The organism is Tepidimonas ignava (assembly GCF_004342625.1).
GTDB classification, from domain to species: Bacteria; Pseudomonadota; Gammaproteobacteria; order Burkholderiales; family Burkholderiaceae_C; genus Tepidimonas; species Tepidimonas ignava.
Genome location: NZ_SMAH01000006.1, coordinates 81,296 through 99,369, shown reverse-complemented (window position 1 = coordinate 99,369; position 18,074 = coordinate 81,296). Strand labels below are relative to the sequence as shown.

The window sequence follows — 18,074 nt, the reverse complement described above, 5'->3', positions numbered from 1 at the left end:
CCGGCGCGGCCCCTGTCACCGGCGCGGCGGCGCGCGCTCGGTATCATCGCGCGCCCGCCCCTGCGCCGTGCGCACCCGGGGCTGCACGCCGCGCCGTCCAACGATGCACGACACCCTCAACCCCGCCCAGCTCGAAGCCGTCCACCACCTGCACGGGCCCTCGCTCGTGCTGGCTGGGGCCGGCTCGGGCAAAACCCGCGTGATCACGCACAAAATCGCCCGCCTGATCCAGGCCGGCCTGGCGCCCGAGCGCATCGCCGCCATCACCTTCACCAACAAAGCCGCGGCTGAGATGCGCGAGCGCGCCCGCAGCCTGGTGGGACGCGCGGCGCACAACGTGCTGCTGTGCACCTTCCACGCGCTGGGGGTGCGCATCCTGCGCGAGGATGGCGCCGCGCTCGGCCTCAAGCCGCAGTTTTCCATTCTGGACAGCGACGACGTCATCGGCATCCTCAAAGATTGTGGCGGCACCACCGACAGCACCACCGCGCGCCACTGGGCCTGGCGCATCAGCCAGTGGAAGGGGGCCGGGCTCGATGCCCCCGCCGCGCTGGCGCAGGCGCGTGACGAAGCCGAGCAGCTGATCGCGCGCGTGATGGCGCGCTACCACGAGCGGCTGGCGGCGTACCAGGCGGTGGATTTCGATGACCTGATCCTGCTGCCGCTCAAGCTGCTGCAGCAGCACCCCGAGGTGCGCCAGCGCTGGCAGCAGCGCCTGGGCCATGTGCTGGTGGACGAATACCAAGACACCAGCGCCACGCAGTACGCGCTGCTGAAGGTGCTGGTGGGCCAGGGCGAGCGCCCCAACCCACCGCTGACCTGCGTCGGCGACGACGACCAGTCGATTTACGGCTGGCGCGGCGCCACGCTGGACAACCTGCGTCGCCTGCCGCAGGACTTCCCGACGCTCAAGATCATCAAATTGGAGCAAAACTACCGCTCCACCAACGCCATTTTGCGCGCCGCCAACGCCGTCATCGGGCCCAACCCCAAACTGTTCCCCAAGACGCTGTGGAGCGCCTTGGGCGAGGGCGAGCCGGTGCGGGTGGTGGCCTGCGACCACGAGGAGCACGAGGCCGAACGGGCGGTGGCGCACATCCAAGGCCAGCGGGTGCGTGGCGCGGCGTGGCGCGACTGCGCCATCCTGTACCGCGCCAACCACCAGTCGCGCGCGTTCGAAGTGGCGCTGCGCCGCGCCGGCATCCCCTACAAGGTGTCGGGCGGCACCGGCTTTTTCGAGCGTGCCGAGATCAAGGACCTGTGCGCCTGGCTGCGCCTGCTGGCCAACGAGGACGACGACCCGGCCTTTTTGCGCGCCGTCACCACGCCCAAGCGCGGCATCGGCCACCAGACGCTGGCGCAACTGGGCCAGGTGGCCGCGGCGCTCAAGCTCAGCCTGTTCGAGACGCTGTTTGCGCCGACGCTGCACGCGACGCTGGCGCCGCGCGCCCTGGGCGCGCTGCACGAGTTCGGTCGCTACGTCAACGAGCTGCAGTACCGTGCGCGCCACGCGGTGGGCCACGAAGCCGCGCGCGCCGTGCTGCAGCAGTGGCTGACCGACATCGGCTACGAGCGGCACCTGCACGACCACGCCGACAGCCCCCAGCAGGCCAGCACGCGCTGGGGCCATGTGCTGGACTTCGTCGACTGGATGGCGCAGCGCTGCGGCGGCGACGACGCGGCCGACCCCCAGGGCGCGCGCACGCCGCGGCCGCTGCTGGAGGTGGCGCAAACCGTGGCGTTGCTCAGCACCCTGAGCGAGCGCGAACAGGACCAAGACGCCGTGGTGCTGTCCACCCTGCACGCCGCCAAGGGGCTGGAGTGGCCCCACGTGTGGCTGGCCGGGGTCAACGAGGGGCTGCTGCCGTTCAAGCCGGACGTCGACGGCGACCCCGAGGCCAGCAGCGCGCGCATCGAGGAGGAGCGGCGGTTGATGTACGTGGGCATCACGCGGGCGCAGCGCACCCTGGTGGTGAGCTGGCTCAAGGCGCGCAAGCAGGGGCGCGAACGCACGCCGGCGCAGGCCAGCCGCTTCATCGCTGAGATGCAGCTCGACCCCGCCACCGCCCAGGAAGATCCGCGCGCCAAGCTGCGCGCGCTGCGTGAGGAATTCGCCGCCCGCGCCGCCGCCCGCCGGGCCTGATCCCCGCCGGCGCGCGGTTGCGCGGCGCCCCGCTAAAACGCTATCATTGCGCCACTGACCCACGCAGAACCAGGATAACAACAATGTTTTTAGCATTTGCGACATGGTGGCGGCGTGCCGTTTGGGGCATGCTGTTGGTGGCCGCCGGCCTCGCCTGGGCAGCCGAGCCCAAGCTGCCCAAACCCAGCGGCCGCGTCGTGCTGACCGTCACCGGGCTCATCGACGTGCGCAACCAGGGGGCGCAGGCGGTGTTCGACCTCGCGCTGCTCGAGGCGCTGCCCCAGCACCGCTTCACCACCCGCACGCCATGGGACGACGGACCGGTCACCTTCAGCGGCCCGCGGCTGCGCGACGTGCTGGCCGCCGTCAAGGCGCGCGGCACCCAACTGCGCGCCACCGCGCTCAACGACTACCGCATCACGATCCCGATCGAGGACGCGCAGCGTTTCGACGTCATCGTGGCCACGCGCAAAAACGACGCCCCGATGGCGGTGCGCGACCAAGGGCCGCTGTTCATCATCTACCCCTTCGACAGCGACCCGCAGTTGCGTGACAAACGCTATTACGAGCGCTCGATCTGGCAGCTCAAGGCGCTGCACGTCGAATGACCGACCGGGCCGACGCGGCACACCCGCCCGCACCGGCGCCTGCCGCGGAGGGGCGGCGTTTTCTGTGGTGGGTGGCGCTGACCACGACGCTGCTGGCCGCCGGCCTGGCGGTGCTGCTGGCGGTGTTTTTGCGCCAAGCGCAGTCGGCCGAAGAGACCGCGCAACTGCAAGCCGACTCGCTGACGACGCTGGTGTTTCAGCACGAGCGCGAGTTCATGCGCCTGCGCCACGCCATCCAAGTCGCCCTGCTGCAGCGCACCCCGCCGGACTGGGACATGCTGGCCCTGCGGCACGACATCTGGGCCAGCCGCGTGGCGTTGCTGCGCGCGCCCTCCACGGCTCCCTTGCACGGTGAGCCGGACTACCAGGCGCTGCTGCCGCAGCTTGAACAGCTGGTGCCGCAGCTGGACGCGGCGCTGCAGCGACGCGACCGCTCGCGTCTGCAAGCGCTGCTGCCGCAACTGCAAGCGCTGGGGCCTGAGGTGCAGGCGCTGAGCCTGCGCGCCGACAGCCGCGTCGGCGACCTGGTCTTGGCCAAGCTGCGCGAGGCACGCACCCTGCGCCGCTGGGTCGTCGTGCTGATGGCCGCGCAGGTGACCGTGCTGCTGGCCGCCGCTGCGGCGCTGTGGCTGCGCCAGCGGCGCCAAGCGCAGGAGCGCGCGCAGCTCGACGCACTCAACGCCGCGCTGGTGCGCGCCCGCGACGCCGCCGAAGCCGCCAGCCGCGCCAAGAGCCAGTTCCTGGCCAACATGAGCCACGAGCTGCGCACCCCCTTCAACGGTCTGCTGGGCATGCTGGCCATGCTGGACGACAGCCCGCTGGACGCCACCCAGCGCGACCACCTGCGCACCGCGCAGGCCTCGGCCGAGCACCTGTTGCAGTTGCTCAACGACATCCTGGACCTGAGCGCGCTGGACGCCGGCCAGATGCGCATCCAACCCGAACCGGTGGACATGGCGGCGTTGGTGGACGACGTGCACCGCTGGCTGCGGCCGCAGGCGCAGCGCAAGGGACTTGCGTTGCACGTGGCGCTGGACGGTCTGGACGCCGCCCCTGCGACGGTGCTGGCCGACCCGACGCGCGTGCGCCAGATCCTGCTCAACCTGGTGGGCAACGCCATCAAATTCACCGAGCGCGGCGAGGTGGCGTTGCGGGTGCGTGCCGAGCCGCTGGACGACGGCCGCATCCGCTGGCACGCCACCGTGCGCGACACCGGCATTGGCATCGACCCGGCCACGCAGGCGCGCCTGTTCCAGCGCTTCCAGCAGGCCGACCCCAGCATCACGCGGCGCTACGGTGGCAGCGGGCTGGGGTTGGACATCTCGCGCTCGCTGGCGCGGCTGATGGGCGGTGACATCACGTTGCACAGCGTGCCGGGGCAGGGCTCCACGTTCGAAGCCACCTGGGTGACCGAGCCGGCGCCGCCGGGGGCGACCGCGTCCGGCTTTGCCCCCACGCGCCCCGGGGAGTGGCGCACCGATGTGGCCACGCCGCCGCCTCCCGCCCCCGTCGACGCCCCAGCGCCACCCGACAGCGTGCCGTGCACGGCGGGGCAGGGCAGCGGCGCGTGCGTGCTGGTGGCCGAAGACCACCCGATCAACCGCCGGGTCGTCGGGCTGCTGCTGACCAAGCTCGGGCACCACGCCACCTTCGCCGACGATGGCGTGCAGGCGGTGGAGCTGGCGCGCACGCGCGACTTCGACCTGATCCTGATGGACCTGCACATGCCCGAGCTCGACGGCTTGCAAGCCACCGAGCGCATCCGCGCGTTGCCCGGCGCGCGGGGGCGGGTGCCGATCATCGCCCTGACCGCCGACGTCATGGACGACGCGCAGACGCGCGCACGCGCCGCCGGCATGGACGGCTTTTTGGCCAAGCCGGTGCAGCCGGCGCAGCTGCAAGCGGCCATCGCGGCCGTGTGGCCCGCCGCGCGCGCCTCCGCTACCAGCCCAGGCCCAGACGCAGCGGCAGGTACACCGCCATCCCCGTGACGATGGTGCCCAGCACCCCGCCGCGGTAAAAAAACCACCCCGCCCCCGCCAGCGCCGCGTACAGGCGCGCGTCGTGCCAGGTCTGCACCAGCGCACCGTCGCGCATCACGATCTCGGGCACCACCACCGCCGCCAACGCCGCGATCGGCGCGTACTGCAAACCCCGCTCGGCCCAATGCGGCAGCCGCCACGGCCGCTGCGAGAGGAAGAAAAACCCGCGCGTGACCACCGTCACACCCGCCAGCGCGACAAACGCCACCAGGCGCCAAGGATCCAGCCCACCCATCAATGCCCACCCCCTGCGCGCAGCCAGCGCGGACCGTGCGCCTCGGCCACCAGGCACACCAGCACCGCCGCGGCGATCGCCACCAGAATGTTGAGCTTGAGCGGCAGCGCCCACGCCGCCACCGCCGCCGTGCCGGCCACCGCCGCCGACAGCACACGCAGGCGCGAGGTGGCCAGTGAACACCCCACCCCCAGCAGCGCCAGGATGCCGGCAAACCCCAGCCCCCACGCCGTCGGGATGGCGTTGGCCAGCGCGATGCCGACCAGGCTCGCCCCGGTCCAGGCCAGCCAGTTCAGCCCACAGCTGCCGGCCAGGTAGGCCTCCTGCTCGGTGCGCTGCTCGGACGTGGCCCCGGGGCGCGCGTAGCGCTTGGCAAAAAAGACGTACGACAGGTCGCCCGTCAGGTACCCCGTCAGCAGACGCTGTCCGCGCGGCAAATGGGCCAGGTACGGGCGCAGGTGCGCCGAAAACACCACGAAGCGCAGGTTGACGCAAAACGCCGCCGCCAGCACCACCCACAGCGGCGCGCCGCTGACCATCAGCGGCACCGCGGTGAGCTGGGCGCTGCCGGCGTACACCAGCAGCGTCATCAGCACCGCCTCCAGCGGCGTCAAGCCCCCTTTGACCATCGCGACGCCGGTCATCAGGCCCCACGCCGCGATCCCCGTGGCCGCGCCCGCCAGCTCCCGGGCGCCGACGGCAAACGCCGGGTGACGCCGCAGCCGCGGACTCAAAAACGATGTGCGCCAAAACGCTGCTTCGACGGCCATCGGCAAACCACCTTCGGCAGGGCCGCTCAACGCGGCGCCGCCAACGACTGGCCCACGCGCAGCGGGGCACCGCGCACAAATTCGGCCACCGGCAGCCGCCGTCCACCGGCGCGCTGCAGCTCGGTCAGCACCAGCGCCCCCTCGCCGCAAGCCACCCGCACGCCGCCTGCGTCCACGGCCAGCACGGTGCCCGGGGTGGCCTGAGCGGTCTGGGGTTCGGCGTGGGCGCGCCACACCTTCAGCGGCGCGCCGTCCAGCCAGCCCCACGCACCCGGCACAGGGTCGAAGGCACGCACCTTGCGCGCCAGCACCGACGCCGGCTGACGCCAGTCCAGGCACGCCTCGGCCTTGTCGACCTTGGCGGCGTAGGTCACGCCCTCGGCGGGCTGGGGCTGCTGGGGCAACGGGCCCTGCTCGGCCAGCCGCAACGCGCGCACGATCAGCGCCGCCCCCAGCGCGGCCAGCCGGTCGTGCAGCTCGCCCGCGCTTTCTTGCGGGCCGATCGCCAGCGGCTCGGCCAGCACGATCGGGCCGGTGTCCAACCCTTCGTCCATCTGCATGATGGTGATGCCGGTGCACGCGTCGCCGGCTTCGATGGCACGCTGGATCGGCGCCGCGCCGCGCCAGCGCGGCAGCAAGGAGGCGTGGATGTTGAGGCAGCCCAGCCGCGGCAACTGCAGCACCCAGCGCGGCAGAATGAGGCCGTAGGCCGCCACCACCAGCACATCGGGCTGCGCCGCCTGCAACGCGGCACGCGCGGCGGCCGCGTCGTCGGCCCAGCGGCCATCCAGCCGCAGCCCGTGGGGTTGCTGCACGGCCCAGCCCTGCGCCAGCGCCAACTGCTTCACCGGCGAAGGCTGCAGCTTGAGGCCGCGACCGGCCGGCCGGTCGGGCTGGGTCAGCACCAGCACCGGCTCGTAGCCCGCCTGCGCCATGGCGCGCAGGGCCGTGGCGGCGAACACCGGCGTGCCGGCAAAGGCCACGCGCAAGCCACGCGCGCCCGTGGGCGCTGGCGTCAAGGCTGGGCCTCCGCCACCACGGCACGCCGCGCCCGCGCCGTCCCGCCACCGCTGCGGGCCCCCTCCCGCTCGGCTTTGAGCAGCTTGGTGCGGATGCGCTCGCGCTTCAGGGGCGACAGGTATTCGACGAACACCTTGCCCATCAGGTGGTCCATCTCGTGCTGGATGCACACGGCCAGCAGGCCTTCGGCCTCGATGACGCGGCTGACCCCGTGCTCATCCAGCGCCCGCACCCGCACCGCCACCGAACGCTCCACGCCGTCGTAAATGCCGGGCACCGACAGGCAGCCCTCCTCGCCTTTGCGCTTGTCGGGGCTGGCCCACTCGATCTCGGGGTTGATCAGCACCAGCGGCTCGTTGCGCGCTTCGCTGACGTCGATGACGACGATGCGCTCGTGGATGTCGACCTGGGTGGCGGCCAGACCCACGCCGTTGGCGGCGTACATCGTGACGAACATGCGCTGCACGATCGTGCGCACACGCTCGTCCACCTGCGCCACCGGCCGCGCCACGGTGTGCAAGCGCGGATCGGGGTAGCGCAAAATGGGGTAAGGTTGTACGTTGGTGTTGTTCATCGGTGTCGTCATTTTGCCGAATTTGACACGCCCCTGCCAGCGCAGGGGTCCGTGACCATTGCCAACGGTGGGGCTCAGCCCGCACAATCACAAGGGAGGATCCGCCCCCATGAACACCTCGCACCGACCTTGGGCTCCCCGCCAGGCGCACCTGCGCCACGGGGCCCTGCTGGCCGCCGTGGCGCTGCTCAGCGCCGGCGCGCAGGCCTTCCCGAACTACCCCATCACCCCGCAGCAACGCAGCACCGCGCAGCAGGTCGCGCAGGCCGGGGTGCCGCTGGCCGACCTCGCGCCCAACGCGCCCGAGCGCTACACCGTCAAGCGCGGTGACACGCTGTGGGACATCGCCAAGCTGTACCTGCTCAAACCCTGGCGCTGGCCCGAGCTGTGGGGCATGAACCTGCAGCAAATCCGCAACCCGCACCTGATCTACCCCGGGCAGGTGTTGGTGCTGACCCGCGTGGGCGACCGCGCCGTGCTGCAGGTGGACGCCGGCACGCCCCCCACCGTCAAGCTGTCGCCGCGCATCCGCGCCGAACGGCTTGACGACGGCGCCATCCCGGCGCTGCCCCCGGGGGTGATCGAGCCGTTTTTGGCCGACGTCTCGGTCGTGGACGCGACCGTCCACGAGCAGGCCCCGCGCATCGTGGCCGGGCCTGAGCAGCGCGTGCTGCTGGCGCGCGGCGACCGTGCCTACGCACGCGGCCAAAGCGGCCCGAGCGACGCCCTCAGCGGCGAGCCGCTGGAAGGGGGCGTGGCGCGCCAGCTCGACATCTACCGCCAGGCCTTACCGCTGAAGGATCCCGCCACCGGCGAGCTGCTGGGCTACGAGGCGCACCGCATCGGCCAGGCGCGACTGGTGCGCGCTGAGCGGCTGGGCACCAACGCGCAAGGCCAGCCCGCGTTGGTGCCGGCCACGCTCGACATCACAGCCGCGCGCGAAGAAGTGCGCTTGGGCGACCGGCTACTGCCGGCGCGCCGGCAGGCCCACCCGGCGTACATTCCCCACCCCCCGACCGAGGCGGTGCAGGGGCAGGTCGTCAAGGTGCACGGCGACGCCGTGCACTTCGCCGGGCAGTACCAGGTGGTGGTGCTCAACCGCGGGCGCGAGCACGGGCTCGAGCCCGGACACGTGCTGGCGCTGCTCAAAGACGGCGGCCACGTCACCGACAGCACCGACCCGGCCAAGCCCCGGCTCGCGCTGCCCGGCGAGCGCAACGGCGTCATGATGGTGTTTCGCACCTTCGAGCGCGTGGCCTACGCGCTGGTGCTGCAAATCACCGACGGCGTGCAGGTGGGCGACCGTTTCACCAACCCCTGAGCGCGCATGGCGCCGGCCGATTGGGAGGATTGGCTGCGCCTGATGGCCACCGACGGCGTCGGCCCGGCCACCGCGCGGCGCTTGCTGGCGGCCTTTGGGCCGCCGGGGGCGGTGTTGGCGCAGTCGGCGGCGGCGCTGGCCAAGGTCGTGGGCGAGGCGCTGGCGCAGCGTGTGCGCGCCGAACCGCACGGCTGGGCGGTGCTGCGCGCGCGCACCGCCGCGTGGCTGGACCAGCCCGACCACCACCTGCTCGCGCTGGGTGACGACGCCTACCCGCCTGCGTTGCTGAACACGCCCGACCCGCCGCCGCTGCTGCACGTGGTGGGCGACTGGCGCGCGCTGCACTCGCCGCGGGCGCTGGCCATCGTCGGCAGCCGCCACCCCACCGCCCAAGGCAGCGCCAACGCGCGCGCGTTCGCCCGCGCGCTGGCCGAGCGCGGGGTGTGCGTGGTGTCGGGGCTGGCCGCGGGCATCGACGGCGCCGCGCACGAAGGCGCGCTCGACGGCGGTGGCCCCACGGTGGCGGTGGTGGGCACGGGGTTGGATCGCGTCTACCCGGCGCGCCACCGCGCGCTGGCGCAGCGCATCGCCACGCAGGGCTGCCTGGTGAGCGAGTACGCGCTCGGCACACCGCCGCTGGCGCCCCACTTTCCCCGCCGCAACCGCATCATCGCCGGCCTGACGCAGGGCACCCTGGTGGTCGAAGCGGCGCTGGACTCGGGCTCGCTGATCACCGCCGAACAGGCCATGCACTTGGGGCGCGAGGTGTTCGCCATCCCAGGCTCGATCCACGCGCCGCAGTCACGCGGCTGCCACGCGCTGATCCGCCAGGGCGCCAAGCTGGTGGAAACCGTGCAGCACATCGAAGAAGAGCTGCAGGGTGTGTGGGACGCGCCGGTGGCGCCGCCCTCCGCCCCCGCGGACGAGGCCAGCGCCCACGACGACGCCGACCCCGTGCTGCGCGCCCTCGGCTACGACCCGACCCCGCTTGATGTGCTGCAAGCGCGCTGCGGCTGGGACACCGCGGCGCTGCAGGCGCACTTGCTGACGCTGGAGCTCGACGGGCACGTCGCGCGCCTGCCCGGCGGGCTGCTGCAACGCGTGGCGCGTGGCTGAGGCCCGGCCGCCGTCAAACGACGGCGCCGGCGTTGGGATCGTTGGGGTCGGCCTTGGTGCCGCCGCCCTTGACGAGGTCTTCGCGCTTGACGCCCAACCACATCGCCACGCCGGCGGCCACGAACACCGACGAGTAAATGCCAAACAGGATGCCGATGGTCAGCGCCAGCGCAAAGTAGTGCAGCGTGGGGCCGCCAAAGATCAGCATCGACAGCACCATCGCCTCGGTCGAGCCGTGCGTGATGATCGTGCGGCTCATCGTCGAGGTGATGGCGTAGTCGATCACTTCGCGCGTGCTCATCTTGCGCTGGCGGCGGAAGGTTTCGCGGATGCGGTCGAAAATGACCACCGACTCGTTGACCGAGTAGCCCAACACCGCCAGCACCGCGGCCAGCACCGCGAGCGAAAACTCCCACTGGAAAAAGGCAAAAAACCCGAGGATGATGATGACGTCGTGCAGGTTGGCCACGATCGCCGCCAGCGCGAACTTCCACTCGAAGCGCAGCGCCAGGTACAGCATGATGCCGCCGATGACGAAGGCCAGCGCCAGCAAGCCGCCTTCGACCAACTCGCGCCCCACCTGCGGGCCGACGAACTCGGTGCGGCGCAGCTCAACATCGGGCGTGCGCGCGCGCAACGCGGCCAGCAACTGCTCGGTCTGCTGGCCCGAGCTCAGCCCCTCGCGCAGCGGCAGGCGCACCAGCACGTCGCGCGCGCTGCCAAAGTGCTGCACCGGCACGTCACCGTAGCCAAGTTGCGCCACGGCCTCGCGCACCGGCGCCAGGTCGGCCGGTTGCGGGTAGGCCACCTCGATGACGGTGCCCCCGGTGAACTCCACCGAGAGGTTGAGGCCACGCAGCGCCAAAAACACCACCGCCAGCACAAACGTGACCAGCGAGACGAGGTTGAGCGCCAGCATGTGGCGCGTGAAGGGGATGGTGCGCTGCAAGCGAAACAGTTCCATCGTGTCGTCCCTGCCGCCTCAAGCGGCCTTGCCGCCCGCCGGCGGCGCGATGCCAATGGCGATCCACTTCAGCTTGCGCTGCCGGCCGTACCACAGGTTGACCAACCCACGCGAGAACATCACCGCCGAGAACATGCTGGTGAGGATGCCGATGCAGTGCACAACGGCAAAGCCGCGCACCGGGCCCGAGCCGAACGTCAGCAGCGCCAGCCCCGCCAGCAGCGAGGTGATGTTGGAGTCCACGATCGTGCCCCAGGCGTGCTCGTAGCCCTTGTGGATCGCGGTCTGCGGCGCCGAGCCGTTGCGCAGCTCCTCGCGGATGCGCTCGTTGATGAGCACGTTGGCGTCGATGGCCATGCCCAGCGTCAGCGCCATCGCGGCGATGCCGGGCAGCGTCAGCGTGGCTTGCAGCATCGACAAAATGGCCACCAGCAGCAGCAGGTTGAACGCCAGCGCCAGGCTCGACACCAGGCCAAAGAACGTGTAGTACACGCACATGAAGGCCACCACCGCCACAAAGCCCCACACCACGCTGTTGAAGCCCATGCGGATGTTGTCGGCGCCCAGGCTCGGGCCGACGGTGCGCTCTTCGATGATCTCCATCGGCGCGGCCAGCGAGCCGGCGCGCAGCAGCAGCGCCGTGTCGTTGGCTTCCTGCGTCGTCATGCGCCCGGAGATCTGCACCCGGCCGCCGCCGATTTCGGTGCGGATGACCGGGGCGGTGACCACCTCGCCCTTGCCCTTTTCGAACAGCAGGATGGCCATGCGCTTGCCAACGTTGTCGCGCGTGACGTCGCGGAAGATGCGCGCGCCCTTGGCGTCCAGCGTCAGGTTGACCACGGGCTCCTGCGTCTGGTTGTCGAAGCCGGCCTGGGCGTCGGTGAGGTTGTCGCCGGTCAGGATGACTTCGCGCTTGACGATGACCGCCCGCCCGTTGCGGTCCAGGTAGCGCTCCGAGCCGAACGGCACCGGCGCGGCCGGGTCGCGTTCGGCGGCCAGCCCTTCGGGGCTTTCGTCCACCATGCGGATTTCCAGCGTCGCCGTGCGGCCCAGGATGTCTTTGGCCTTGGCGGTGTCTTGCACGCCGGGCAACTGCACGACGATGCGGTCCAGGCCCTGCTGCTGGATCACCGGCTCGGCCACGCCCAGCTCGTTGATGCGGTTGTGCAGCGTCAGGATGTTTTGCTTGAGCGCCTGCTCCTGCAGGCGGCGCACCGCCTCGGGCCGTAGGGTCAGCGCCAGCTCCGGCTCGGCGCCGCCGGCTTGCTCGGCCGCCGCCACGTCGGGCAGCTCGCGCGCCAACACGTCGGCCGCCTGGCGCAGACCGGCCGCGTCGCGCGCCCGCACGCGCACCGCATCGCCTTCGCGGCGCACACCGCCGTGGCGCACGTCACGCTCGCGCAGCAGCGTGCGCACCTCGCCCACCAGCGCGTCGAGCCGCTTGCTGGTGGCGGCGGCCATGTCCACCTGCAGCAAAAAGTGCACTCCACCGCGCAGGTCCAGCCCCAGGTACATGGGCTTGGCCCCCAGCGCCTGCAGCCACGCCGGGGTGCGCGGCAGCAGGTTGAGCGCCACCACATAGCCGGGGTTGGCGGCGTCGGGGTTGAGCGCGCGCTCGATGACGTCACGCGCGCGGATTTGGTCGTCGGTGGAGGCAAAACGCACCCGCACGCTGGCGCCGTCGAACTGCACGGCCTCGGCACGCAGCGACGCGCCGGCCAACGCCTGCTCGATGCGCGCCACCGTGCCTTGGTCGAGCCGATGCGCCGCGCGCGCCGGCGACACCTGCACCGCCGGCGCTTCGCCAAACAGGTTGGGCAGCGCGTACAGCGCGGCGACGACCAGCGCCACCGCCAGCACGGCGTACTTCCACCAGGCGTAACGGTTCACTTGAGCGTACCTTTGGGCAGCACCTGCGCCACCGCGGTGCGCTGCAGCTGCACCTCCACGCCGTTGGCCACCTCAATGCTGATGTAGGGGTCGCCCAGCTTGGTCACCTTACCCAGCAGGCCACCGGCGGTCAGCACTTCGTCACCCTTGGCCAGCGCTTCGATCATGGCCTTGTGCTCTTTTTGGCGCTTCATTTGGGGCCGGATCATCACGAACCACAGCACCACAAACATCAGCAGCAGCGGCAGCAGGCTCATCAGCGTGGAAGGGGCGTCGCCAGCGGCGGCGGCTTGGGCGTAAGCGTTGGAGATGAACACGTCGCGTTCCTTGTGGCGTGTTGAGACGGCAAAACAAGCGGCGGCGCGCCTGGCGCGCTGCCACGGCAGGCGGCCATTGTAGCGGCGCGGCTGCCCGCGCGCGCCGTCAGTCCGGATGGGCCTGCGCCACCACCGGCTGCGGCCGGAGGCGCACGCCCCACAGCACCCCGACCACCAGCAGCGCCACGCCGGCCAACGCCAGCGGCTCGGGCCAGCGCCCACGCCACAGGTAGGCGTACAGCAGCGCGGCCAGCGTCTCGAACACGATCAGCTGCCCCGCCAACGCGGTCGGCAGGCGCTGGCTGGCCGCGTTCCAGCACAGCGTGCCCAGCCACGAGGCCAGCAGCCCGATGGCCGCCATCAAGCCCAAAAACACCATCGGCCGCGGCCCCAGGGGCAGCCAGCCAGCGTCGCCGTGCCACGCCCACCACGCCGCCAGCACGGCGTAGCCCAGCGCCGCCAACGGCAGCGTGGCCAGCCCCTGGGCGGTGGACCAGGCGCGCGCGCTGCGCGTGGGGTGGGCGCGCAGCCAGTCGGCGTTGCGCAGCGGGTACCAGGTCCAGCACACCACCGCACCCAGCGCCAGCAGCGCCCCCAGCGCGTAGTCGGCCACGCGGCGCGTGGGATCGGCCAGCACCGCCGTCAGCTCCACGTGGTTGACCAGCGCGATGCCGCCGCCGATCAGCACCAGCGCTGGCAGCAGCCGCAGCCACGGCAGGCGGCCGTCACGCTGGGCGTCGCGCCAGTTGGCCACCACGGCGATGACCACCGGCAGCGTGCCGATGATGACGGTCGACAACGGGCCGCCGGTGCGCTGGATCGAGCTGGCCAGCAACAGGTAGTACAGCAGGTTGCCCACCAGCGCCAGCTCCAGCGCACGCGCCCAGTCCGGCGCGCGCAGCCGACGCAGCTCGGCGCGGTCCCACCACGCCAGCGGCACACACAGCAGGCCAAACGCCAAGTAGCGGCCCACCGATTGCAACGCCGCCGGGTACTCCGGCACCATCAGCGGCGCGACGAACACCAACCCCCACAACAGCCCGGCGGCCAGCGCCCACACGACGCCGGCGCCCACCCCGTGGTGCGCCACGCCCCCCTGCGTGACAACGTGATCGGTCATGCCCTGCGCGTCCCTCGGCTTCCTGTTCGCAAAGGGCGGCAGTGTAGCGCCACGCGGCGGGCGTCAGGCAGGGGACACGCCGCGGCCGCGGCGCATCAGGCCGCGCGCGCCGCTGCGCTGGCGCCGTCCACCGGGGTGGCCGCGCCGCCGCGCCAGCGCTGCCGCAGTTCTTCCCACTGCGGGCGGGCGCGCTGCAAGGCACGCGCCTTGACGTGGCCAAAGCCGCGCACCTGCGCCGGCCAGCACGCAATGGCCAGCGCCAGCGGCATACGCTCGGGCGTCAGCCCCGCCAACACGTCGGCGATGGCGGCTTCGTACTCGGCGATCAGCGCGCGCTCGGTGCGGCGCTCTTCGGTGTAACCAAAGGGGTCCAGCCAGGTGCCGCGCAGGCCTTTGAGGCGCGCCAACACCCGCATGGCCATGAGCACCCATGGGCCGTACTCGCGCTTGAGCAGCTCGCCCCGATCGTTGCGGCGCGCCAGCAGCGGCGGCGCCAGGTGCAGCCGCAGCCGCACGTCGCCCTCGAACTGCTCACGCAGGCGCTGCTCGAACGCGCCGTCGGTGTACAGGCGCGCCACTTCGTATTCGTCCTTGTACGCCAACAAGCGTCCGTACTGCTGCGCCACCGCCAGCGCCAGCGCATGGCCGCTGAGGCCCAACGCCGTCTCGGCCTGCTGCACGCGGCGCACCAGGGCCTCGTAGCGCTGCGCGTAGGCGGCGTTTTGGTAGCCCGTCAGGTGCTCCACCCAGGCACGCACGGTTTGCTCCAGCGTCGGCTGGCGGTGCAAGGGCACCACCTGCGCCGGCGCCACCAAGCGCAGCACCGCGGCCAGGTCGTGCGCGACGCGCCGCCCCCATTCGAAGGCGGCCAGGTTGGCCTTGACCGCCACGCCGTTGAGCTCGATGGCGCGCTGCAGCGTCTCGCGCCGCAGCGGTATCCAGCCCTTTTGCCAGGCGTAGCCCAGCACCATCGGGTTGACGTACAGCGTGTCGCCCAGCAGCTTGAGCGCCAGCGCTTCGGCGTCGAACGCGCCCACGGCGTCGGCCCCCACCGCCTCGGTGATGGCCGCCACGCAGCGCTGCGATGGGTTGACCCAATCACGGTCGTGCACGAAGGCCGCCGTCGGCGTGGCCTGGGCGTTGAGCGCCACGTGCGTGCGCCCGGGCAACGTGCGCGCCAGCGTCTCGGCGCTGGCCGCCACGATCGGGTCGCACGCCAGGATCAGGTCGGCCGCCGCGGTGGGCACGCGCGTGGTCAGGATGTCGTCCTGCCGCGCGCCGATCAGCACGTGGCTCCAGGTGGCGCCCCCTTTTTGCGCCAAGCCGGCAGCGTCCTGCGTGACGATACCTTTGCCTTCCAGGTGCGCCGCCACGCCCAGCAGCTGCCCGATCGTGATGACCCCCGTGCCCCCCACCCCGGCCACGACGATGCCCCAGGCCGCGCCGCCGGGTTGCAGCTCGGGCAGGGACGGCTCGGGCAGCGGTGGCAGATCCTTGAGGTCGGGTGCTCCCGCGTCACGGCCGGGCTTGCGCGGCTTGGCGCCTTCCACCGTCACGAAGCTGGGGCAGAACCCCTTGGTGCAGGAAAAATCCTTGTTGCACGTGCTCTGGTTGATGGTGCGCTTGCGGCCAAACTCGGTCTCCAGCGGCTCCACGCTCAGGCAGTTGCTCTGCACACCGCAGTCGCCGCAGCCCTCGCACACGCGCTCGTTGATCATGGCGCGCTTGTCTGGATCGGCCATCAGGCCGCGCTTGCGGCGGCGGCGCTTCTCGGTGGCGCAGGTCTGGTCGTAAATGATGGCGGTCACGCCGGGGGTGACGCGGCACTCGCGCTGCACGCGGTCGAGTTCGTCGCGGTGCAGCACCGGCACGTCGGCCGGCAGCGTCAGCGTCACGCCACCCAGGGTGGTGTGCTGGGCGTGGGCATACTTGGCCGGCTCGTCGGTGACGATGTAGAGCTTGCGCACGCCCTCGCTGCGCAGGCTGTGCACGATTTGCAGCACCGAGTGGCCTTCGGGGCGCTCGCCCACCGGCTGGCCACCGGTCATGGCCACGGCGTCGTTGTACAGAATCTTGTAGGTGATGTTGACGCCGGCCGCGATGGCCTGGCGAATGGCCAGCAGCCCGCTGTGGAAATAGGTGCCATCGCCCAGGTTGGCAAAGATGTGCGGCTCGCTCGTGAACGGCTGCTGCCCCACCCACGGCACCCCCTCGCCCCCCATTTGCGTGAAGGCCACGGTGTTGCGGTCCATCCAGATGGCCATGTAGTGGCAACCGATGCCGGCCATGGCGCGCGAGCCTTCCGGCACCCGGGTCGAGGTGTTGTGCGGGCAGCCCGAGCAAAACCACGGCAGGCGCTGCGCCTGGCCGCTGGTCAACTCGATGGCGTGCAGGGCGCGCTCGCGCGCGTCGATCAGGGCCAGCCGCTCGTGCACCCGGCGCGCGATGTCGCTGCCCTCGGGCAGCAGGCCGCGGCGCTGCAGACGCTTGGCCACCGCGCGCGCGATGATGGCCGGCGTCAGGTCGGCGTTGGCGCGCAGCAACTGGTTGGCGCTGGGGTTGGGCATCGACCACTCACCGCCGGAGTGGTCGCCCTCGATTTCGTCGAACTTGCCCAGCACGTCCGGGCGCACGTCGGGGCGCCAGTTGTACAGCTCCTCCTTGAGCTGGTACTCGATGACCTGGCGCTTTTCCTCCACCACCAGGATTTCGCGCAGCCCCAAAGCAAATTCGCGCGTGATTTGGGCCTCCAGCGGCCACACCACCGCCACCTTGTGCACGCGGATGCCCAACTGCCGGCAGGTGTCGTCGTCCAGCCCCAAGTCGTGCAGCGCTTGGCGCAAATCGTTGTAAGCCTTGCCGCTGGCGATGATCCCGTAGCGGTCGTGGGGGCCCTGGATGACGTTGTGGTTGAGCCGGTTGGCGCGCACGTAGGCCAGCGCCGCGTACCACTTGTAGTCCATCAGGCGCGCTTCTTGCTCCAGCGGCGCATCGGGCCAGCGGATGTGCACGCCACCCGGGGGCAGCTCGAAGTCCTGCGGCAGCGCGATACGCACCCGCTCGGGGTCGATTTCGACGGTGGCGCTGGACTCGACAATTTCCTGGATCGTCTTCATGCCGGTCCACACGCCGGCGTAGCGGCTCATGGCCCAAGCGTGCAGGCCCAGGTCCAAAATCTCTTGCACGCTGGCCGGGAAAAACACCGGCAGCCCGCAGGCCTTGAAGATGTGGTCGCTTTGGTGCGCCGCGGTGGAGCTCTTGGCCACATGGTCGTCACCCGCCACCGCGATCACCCCACCCCACGGCGTGGTGCCGGCCAGGTTGGCGTGCTTGAACACGTCGCTGCAGCGGTCCACGCCCGGCCCCTTGCCGTACCACAGACCAAAGACACCGTCGTACTTGGCGCTGCCCGGCGGGGCAAAGCCGAGCTGCTGGGTGCCCCACACCGCGGTGGCGGCCAGCTCTTCGTTGACGCCGGGCTGGAACACCACGTGGTGCGCTTGGAGGTGCTTGCGCGCCTTCCACAGCGCCTGGTCGTAGCCACCCAGCGGCGAGCCCCGGTAACCGCTGATGAAGCCGGCGGTGTTTTGGCCGGCCAGCGCGTCGCGTTGGCGCTGCAGCATCGGCAGGCGCACCAGCGCCTGGATGCCGCTCATGAACGCGTGGCCGCGCTCCAGGGTGTATTTGTCGTCCAGCGTGACGCTGGCCAGGGCACGCTGCACGTGCTCGGGCAAAGGTGCGGTCATGGCAGTGATCTCCTCTTGGGACAGCAAGGGCCGGTGGGCCCACAACCGGACGGCGGGCCTGCCAACCACGCCCGCAGCGTCGCGCGCCGGGATCTCCGGCGGCGCGCGCCTGCATGCCATGCCCGTCCGGGCGCATCGCAGCCCGCAGTGTAGGGTTCAACGGCCCGGGCGTGGCCATTACCCCCACACCGCAGGCCATTTTTGCGGG

The 18,074-nt window shown here is 71.3% G+C and carries 14 protein-coding genes; 5 read left to right on the top strand and 9 right to left on the bottom strand.

Annotated features, from left to right (window positions below; translation table 11 throughout):
• The first annotated feature begins 103 nt into the window (after window positions 1-103).
• The 3 genes from EDC36_RS06195 (at window position 104) to EDC36_RS06185 (ending at window position 4,742) form a co-directional block, all read left to right on the top strand.
• Window positions 104-2,143, top strand: a complete 2,040-nt coding sequence (locus EDC36_RS06195; protein ID WP_132962382.1) for an ATP-dependent helicase — start codon at window positions 104-106, stop codon at window positions 2,141-2,143.
• A gap of 83 nt (window positions 2,144-2,226) precedes the next feature.
• Window positions 2,227-2,751, top strand: coding sequence for a putative pterin-binding protein (locus EDC36_RS06190; RefSeq protein WP_243646493.1), 525 nt, complete (start codon window positions 2,227-2,229; stop codon window positions 2,749-2,751).
• The gene (locus tag EDC36_RS06185; RefSeq protein WP_132962381.1) at window positions 2,748-4,742 is read left to right on the top strand and encodes an ATP-binding protein; all 1,995 of its coding nucleotides are present in this window, start codon (window positions 2,748-2,750) and stop codon (window positions 4,740-4,742) included. Before EDC36_RS06190 ends, EDC36_RS06185 begins: the two co-directional genes overlap by 4 nt.
• Here EDC36_RS06185 and EDC36_RS06180 read toward each other — a convergent pair.
• From EDC36_RS06180 to def, 4 genes are read right to left on the bottom strand one after another with little or no spacing between them, the layout of a single operon-like run.
• Complete coding sequence (locus EDC36_RS06180) at window positions 4,693-5,028, bottom strand: AzlD domain-containing protein (RefSeq protein WP_132962380.1); 336 nt, start codon at window positions 5,026-5,028, stop codon at window positions 4,693-4,695. The two genes, EDC36_RS06185 and EDC36_RS06180, sit on opposite strands and share 50 nt — an antisense overlap.
• Complete coding sequence (locus EDC36_RS06175; RefSeq protein ID WP_132962379.1) at window positions 5,028-5,798, bottom strand: AzlC family ABC transporter permease; 771 nt, start codon at window positions 5,796-5,798, stop codon at window positions 5,028-5,030. Before EDC36_RS06175 ends, EDC36_RS06180 begins: the two co-directional genes overlap by 1 nt.
• 26 nt (window positions 5,799-5,824) lie before the next feature.
• Entirely contained in the window at window positions 5,825-6,787 is a 963-nt protein-coding gene (gene fmt / locus EDC36_RS06170) for a methionyl-tRNA formyltransferase (protein ID WP_132962431.1), read from the bottom strand.
• 26 nt (window positions 6,788-6,813) lie between these two features.
• The gene (gene def / locus EDC36_RS06165; protein WP_132962378.1) at window positions 6,814-7,392 is read right to left on the bottom strand and encodes a peptide deformylase; all 579 of its coding nucleotides are present in this window, start codon (window positions 7,390-7,392) and stop codon (window positions 6,814-6,816) included.
• 109 nt (window positions 7,393-7,501) lie between these two features.
• Here def and EDC36_RS06160 point away from each other — a divergent pair, with 109 nt between their 5' ends.
• A complete protein-coding gene (locus EDC36_RS06160; RefSeq protein ID WP_132962377.1) occupies window positions 7,502-8,713 on the top strand; it encodes a LysM peptidoglycan-binding domain-containing protein in 1,212 nt (403 codons plus the stop codon).
• A 6-nt stretch (window positions 8,714-8,719) separates the two neighbouring features.
• Window positions 8,720-9,829 carry a DNA-processing protein DprA gene (gene dprA / locus EDC36_RS06155; protein WP_132962376.1) on the top strand — a complete coding sequence of 370 codons (1,110 nt, stop codon included), beginning with the start codon at window positions 8,720-8,722 and terminating at the stop codon, window positions 9,827-9,829.
• Between the two features lie 13 nt (window positions 9,830-9,842).
• Here dprA and secF read toward each other — a convergent pair whose 3' ends face one another.
• The 5 genes from secF to EDC36_RS06130 form a co-directional block, all read right to left on the bottom strand.
• Window positions 9,843-10,793, bottom strand: coding sequence for a protein translocase subunit SecF (gene secF, locus EDC36_RS06150; RefSeq protein WP_132962375.1), 951 nt, complete (start codon window positions 10,791-10,793; stop codon window positions 9,843-9,845).
• A gap of 18 nt (window positions 10,794-10,811) precedes the next feature.
• Window positions 10,812-12,683, bottom strand: coding sequence for a protein translocase subunit SecD (gene secD / locus EDC36_RS06145; protein ID WP_132962374.1), 1,872 nt, complete (start codon window positions 12,681-12,683; stop codon window positions 10,812-10,814).
• On the bottom strand, window positions 12,680-13,000 hold the full coding sequence (gene yajC / locus EDC36_RS06140; RefSeq protein ID WP_132962373.1) for a preprotein translocase subunit YajC: 321 nt from the start codon (window positions 12,998-13,000) through the stop codon (window positions 12,680-12,682). Before yajC ends, secD begins: the two co-directional genes overlap by 4 nt.
• Before the next feature lie 106 nt (window positions 13,001-13,106).
• Window positions 13,107-14,075 carry a DMT family transporter gene (locus EDC36_RS06135; protein WP_132962430.1) on the bottom strand — a complete coding sequence of 323 codons (969 nt, stop codon included), beginning with the start codon at window positions 14,073-14,075 and terminating at the stop codon, window positions 13,107-13,109.
• Window positions 14,076-14,215: 140 nt separating this feature from the next.
• Entirely contained in the window at window positions 14,216-17,866 is a 3,651-nt protein-coding gene (locus EDC36_RS06130) for an indolepyruvate ferredoxin oxidoreductase family protein (RefSeq protein ID WP_132962372.1), read from the bottom strand.
• Window positions 17,867-18,074 lie beyond the last annotated feature (208 nt).

Excerpts from the sequence above, each read along its gene's own strand:
- EDC36_RS06195 (WP_132962382.1), top strand. The coding sequence starts at position 104 with ATGCACGACACCCTCAACCCCGCCCAGCTCGAAGCCGTCCACCACCTG.
- EDC36_RS06190 (WP_243646493.1), top strand. The coding sequence starts at position 2,227 with ATGTTTTTAGCATTTGCGACATGGTGGCGGCGTGCCGTTTGGGGCATG.
- EDC36_RS06185 (WP_132962381.1), top strand. The coding sequence starts at position 2,748 with ATGACCGACCGGGCCGACGCGGCACACCCGCCCGCACCGGCGCCTGCC.
- EDC36_RS06180 (WP_132962380.1), bottom strand. The coding sequence starts at position 5,028 with ATGGGTGGGCTGGATCCTTGGCGCCTGGTGGCGTTTGTCGCGCTGGCG.
- EDC36_RS06175 (WP_132962379.1), bottom strand. The coding sequence starts at position 5,798 with ATGGCCGTCGAAGCAGCGTTTTGGCGCACATCGTTTTTGAGTCCGCGG.
- def (WP_132962378.1), bottom strand. The coding sequence starts at position 7,392 with ATGAACAACACCAACGTACAACCTTACCCCATTTTGCGCTACCCCGAT.
- EDC36_RS06160 (WP_132962377.1), top strand. The coding sequence starts at position 7,502 with ATGAACACCTCGCACCGACCTTGGGCTCCCCGCCAGGCGCACCTGCGC.
- dprA (WP_132962376.1), top strand. The coding sequence starts at position 8,720 with ATGGCGCCGGCCGATTGGGAGGATTGGCTGCGCCTGATGGCCACCGAC.
- secF (WP_132962375.1), bottom strand. The coding sequence starts at position 10,793 with ATGGAACTGTTTCGCTTGCAGCGCACCATCCCCTTCACGCGCCACATG.
- EDC36_RS06130 (WP_132962372.1), bottom strand. The coding sequence starts at position 17,866 with ATGACCGCACCTTTGCCCGAGCACGTGCAGCGTGCCCTGGCCAGCGTC.